Here is a 1,035-nt window from a genome sequence, read left to right on the forward strand (position 1 = left end):
TAGCCCAACCCGCTGTCGCGAAGAATTAAGAAGAGGCAGGACCCATGGCAAATGTGCAAAGCGGCAAAATGATCGTTGGTCTCGATATCGGCACTTCCAAGGTGGTAGCGCTGGTAGGCGAGGTTGGTGAAGACGGCGCGATCGAAATCGTCGGTATTGGCACGCATCCGTCTCGGGGCCTGAAGAAGGGCGTGGTGGTGAACATCGAGTCCACCGTGCAGTCGATCCAGCGCGCTATCGAAGAAGCGCAGCTGATGGCCGGTTGCCGGATCCACTCGGCGTTCGTCGGCGTAGCGGGTAACCATATCCGCAGCCTGAACTCCCACGGCATTGTTGCGATCCGTGATCGCGAAGTGAGCACGGCAGACCTTGAGCGCGTGCTTGACGCGGCTCAAGCGGTTGCTATTCCGGCTGACCAGCGCGTGCTGCACACGTTGGCGCAGGACTACGTGATCGACAACCAAGAAGGTGTTCGTGAGCCGCTGGGTATGTCGGGCGTACGTCTGGCAGCCAACGTGCACGTCGTCACCTGTGCGGTAAATGCTGCGCAGAACATTGAGAAGTGTGTACGCCGCTGTGGCCTTGAGGTGGATGACATCATTCTTGAGCAGCTGGCGTCGGCTTACTCGGTGTTGACCGATGACGAGAAAGAGCTGGGCGTGTGCTTGGTCGACATCGGCGGCGGCACCACGGATATCGCGATCTTCACCGAAGGCGCCATCCGTCACACCGCGGTCATTCCAATTGCGGGTGATCAGGTCACCAACGATATCGCGATGGCGTTGCGTACTCCGACCCAATACGCCGAAGAAATTAAAATCCGTTACGCCTGCGCCTTGGCCAAATTGGCCAGCGCAGGTGAAACCATCAAAGTACCGAGTGTGGGCGATCGTCCTCCTCGCGAGCTTTCCCGCCAGGCCTTGGCCGAAGTGGTCGAGCCGCGTTACGACGAACTGTTCACGTTGATCCAGGCGGAGCTGCGTCGCAGCGGCTACGAAGACCTGATCCCGGCTGGCATCGTGCTAACCGGTGGTA

The 1,035-nt window shown here is 59.3% G+C and carries 1 protein-coding gene; it reads left to right on the forward strand.

Annotation, left to right across the window (positions count from 1 at the left end):
- Positions 1–44 precede the first annotated feature (44 nt).
- Positions 45–1,035: cell division protein FtsA (gene ftsA / locus AQS70_RS10305; protein ID WP_055102685.1), on the forward strand; the 991-nt coding region annotated here is incomplete at its 3' end.

It is taken from the genome of Pseudomonas endophytica (genome assembly GCF_001411475.1).
In the GTDB taxonomy this organism is placed as follows: domain Bacteria; phylum Pseudomonadota; class Gammaproteobacteria; order Pseudomonadales; family Pseudomonadaceae; genus Aquipseudomonas; species Aquipseudomonas endophytica.